The following is a 3,051-nucleotide window of genomic DNA, read 5'->3' on the forward strand; positions in this document are numbered from 1 at the left end:
ACAACCAACAACTAACAACTAACAACTAACAACTAACAACTAACAACTAACAACTAACAACTAACAACTAACAACTAACAACTAACAACTAACAACTAACAACTAACAACTAACAACTAACAAAAATCATGCAGATCGCGCAAAAAATTCCTATTGCTCTCAAAAGACATTTTTTTACCACAACTTTTTTACTACTATTAGCAATACTTTATGCTCCGCTAATAATCCACTGGTATGATGGCTGGCTGAACAAAACTATTGGCATCGAACATGAATATTTTAGTCATGGTTTAATTGGTCTGCCTTACGCTCTTTACATTGCCTGGACACACCGCCATCGCTGGAGCAAATTACCCGATTTATTTCATCCTTTGGGAGCGGTTTTACTAGCAATAGCAGGGGTATTTTATCTCAGCAAATTGAGCGATTTAGTAAATTTATCTTTTCCACTGATTCTAGCAGGAATGTGCTTATCCTTAAAAGGATTTCCAGGGTTTAATTTACAAAGAATACCGCTGCTATTTGTCCTACTAGCAACGCCTAATTATATTCCCTATCTCATTGAACCTTACGCCTTACCATTGCAGCACTTCATTGCTACAGTAACAGGTTTCATTTTGACCCAAATTGGCTTAGATGTTACAGTCGAAAATATTTACTTATATGTCAGGGGTAGAATTGTTGAAGTCGCTCCCCACTGTGCAGGCCTAAAAATGTTATTTACCAGTTTTTATGTTAGCTTAATGCTATTGCATTGGACAGGAGTTTGGAGTTCTCGCAAGAGAAGTATATTATTTTTATCTCTGGCTATTATCCTCAGCATTACTGCTAATATTCTCCGAAACACTTTGTTAACTCTTTTTCACGGTACTGGTCGAGAAAAAGCTTTTGCTTGGCTTCACGCAGGATGGGGAGGAGATTTGTATTCAGCTTGTATGTTAGGTATGCTAGTGGTGATACTCAATGGAATGGAAAAGTATTTGCCAAGTAAATTTGAATAGCAATTGCTAACGGTTAATTGTTAACAAATAATTGCTGATTGCAAGTGAAAAAATCCCTCAGTCTGCCTGTCTCCGTATCTCGCCGTCTCCTTCCTTATTCCTAATTTTGAATTTTAAATTCCCGCTTATGTTGCAATTGCCCAAATCATATCAACTATCAAAAATTGTCGTACTGTTGTTTTTACTGATGCTCGTTACCGCTGAAGCTATTCCCAGCTACTTGAAAGGACAATGGGCGTGGATGAAGCCGCCCCAAGTTGCCACACTTAAGGAATTAAAAATTTTGCGTCGTGAAGGGTTAACACTTCCTGGATGGGCAAAAAGCGCCCATATAAATTTAATGATTAGCGGTCACAAATGGTTAGTTCAAGAGCTTAAACATGACGGTAAAAGTGCAATTTTGTTACTACTTCCCCAAAATGACCATAAAGATAAACCTCAAGTAGAATGGACTGATCTTAAGGGATTTCACGAGTGGAAAACTGACTCCGACCAGACTCTAAATTTTACAGTAGACTTACAAGAAAAAATCCCAAAAAATTCTCAGGACATTTCAGTGGCGGCCCAATTCTTCCGAAGCTGGGATCAAAAGCAAACCTTTGCTGTTTTGCAGTGGTACGCTCAACCTTCTGGGGGTTCGGCGACACCTAGTAGTTGGTTTTGGGAAGACAGCAAGGCACAGTTATTTAATCGTCGCGTTCCCTGGGTGGCTGTTTGTATTTTAATTCCTCTTGAACCTTTAGCCGATATTGAGAAAGCTCGACCATTAGCAATATATTTCGGTCAAAATGTCCAGTTAGCTTTGATGAAAGATGCTCTACGATTTTAGACAGGACTTACGCAAAACTATTAGTAACGCCGCCATCCTAGCGGTAACAATACCGCCAGGATGGCGGCGTTACGTATTTAGATGGAAAAATATTACAAAAATATAGATTTATGGAAACCAAAAATAACTCAAAAATCCCCAATCGTCAATCCCAAGTTAAAACTGGAATTGCCTTCTACCTGGCAAGCTTCTACTCAGCAGCTTGGACTCTTTCTTTTACTGCCCTATTCTGGGGATTAAATACTAAATTCGAGCGGAGCGCTTTCGCTGAGTTGGTGAGCCAAAATCTCCCTACATTACCGACTCTCAAAGAGCCACAACAACAGCAAAAACCGAGTATTCCTGTTAATACAAACCCCCCCATTCAAATCAATCCTGCCTTTCGCAACCGTGCTTACCTCTTGGGCCCAGGAGATCAAATTTCTATTCAAGTTCAGCGCTTCCCAGATTTAGGTTTTGCTACCTCAATTAGTCAGGAAGGGTTAGTTGTGCTACCACTAATCGGAGCAGTGAATTTGCGGGGCCTCACTGTCGAACAAGCACAGCAACTTATCCGCGATCGCCTCAACAGATTTATCAAAAATCCCAATGTTGCTGTCTCCCTGATAATTCAGCGTCCCGTAACCGTCACAGTCACAGGTCAAGTCGCCAGGCCTGGTTTTTATCCCCTACCAACTCCTCAAATCTCTGCGGCCCTTTTCGCAGCATCCGGTACTACTTCCACTGCTGACTTGCGAGGGGTACTGGTACGCCGCACTTTAGCTAACGGTGCGATCGCCGAACAGAAAATCGACCTACTAACCCCCCTGCAAACTGGTATCGCGCCGCCCGATTTGCGTCTAGAAGACGGAGATGCCATTATCGTGCCTTACCAACAAGTCACAGCCGATCGCAAGTCCGACCGCGATGTGGCAGCCAGATACAGTCTAGCGGCGGCCCAGGGGCCCGTACAAGTCACAATCGCGGGAGAGGTGAGTAAACCTGGTTTCTATACTTTACCTGCCGGTTCCGGGCGGATTTCTGCTGCTTTAGTCGCTGCGGGGGGCGCAACTCTGAAAGCTGACTTGCGGGAAGTGCGAGTGCGGCGGACTTCAGGGGGCGACAATGAGGCTAAAGCGGTTGCTGGATAAGCTTTATAGCTCTCAATCCCCTCTGATAAAATGATTTCTTATTGCGAACCAAATCTATCATAGATTCTACCCACTCCTGACATTCATTAAA

At 42.7% G+C, this 3,051-nt stretch carries 3 protein-coding genes; all 3 read left to right on the plus strand.

Going from position 1 to position 3,051, the window contains the following annotated elements:
• Nucleotides 1–128 precede the first annotated feature (128 nt).
• The 3 genes from crtB (at nt 129) to PN499_RS23805 (ending at nt 2,960) form a co-directional block, all read left to right on the plus strand.
• Nucleotides 129–1,001 (plus strand): cyanoexosortase B, encoded by an 873-nt coding sequence (gene crtB, locus PN499_RS23795; RefSeq protein WP_272035225.1) that lies wholly within the window; start codon nt 129–131, stop codon nt 999–1,001.
• Between the two features lie 127 nt (nt 1,002–1,128).
• On the plus strand, nt 1,129–1,830 hold the full coding sequence (locus PN499_RS23800; RefSeq protein WP_272035226.1) for a cyanoexosortase B system-associated protein: 702 nt from the start codon (nt 1,129–1,131) through the stop codon (nt 1,828–1,830).
• Between the two features lie 110 nt (nt 1,831–1,940).
• Nucleotides 1,941–2,960, plus strand: coding sequence for a polysaccharide biosynthesis/export family protein (locus PN499_RS23805; RefSeq protein ID WP_272035227.1), 1,020 nt, complete (start codon nt 1,941–1,943; stop codon nt 2,958–2,960).
• Nucleotides 2,961–3,051 lie beyond the last annotated feature (91 nt).

The sequence above is a fragment of the Kamptonema animale CS-326 genome (assembly GCF_028330895.1).
GTDB lineage: Bacteria > Cyanobacteriota > Cyanobacteriia > Cyanobacteriales > Microcoleaceae > Kamptonema > Kamptonema formosum.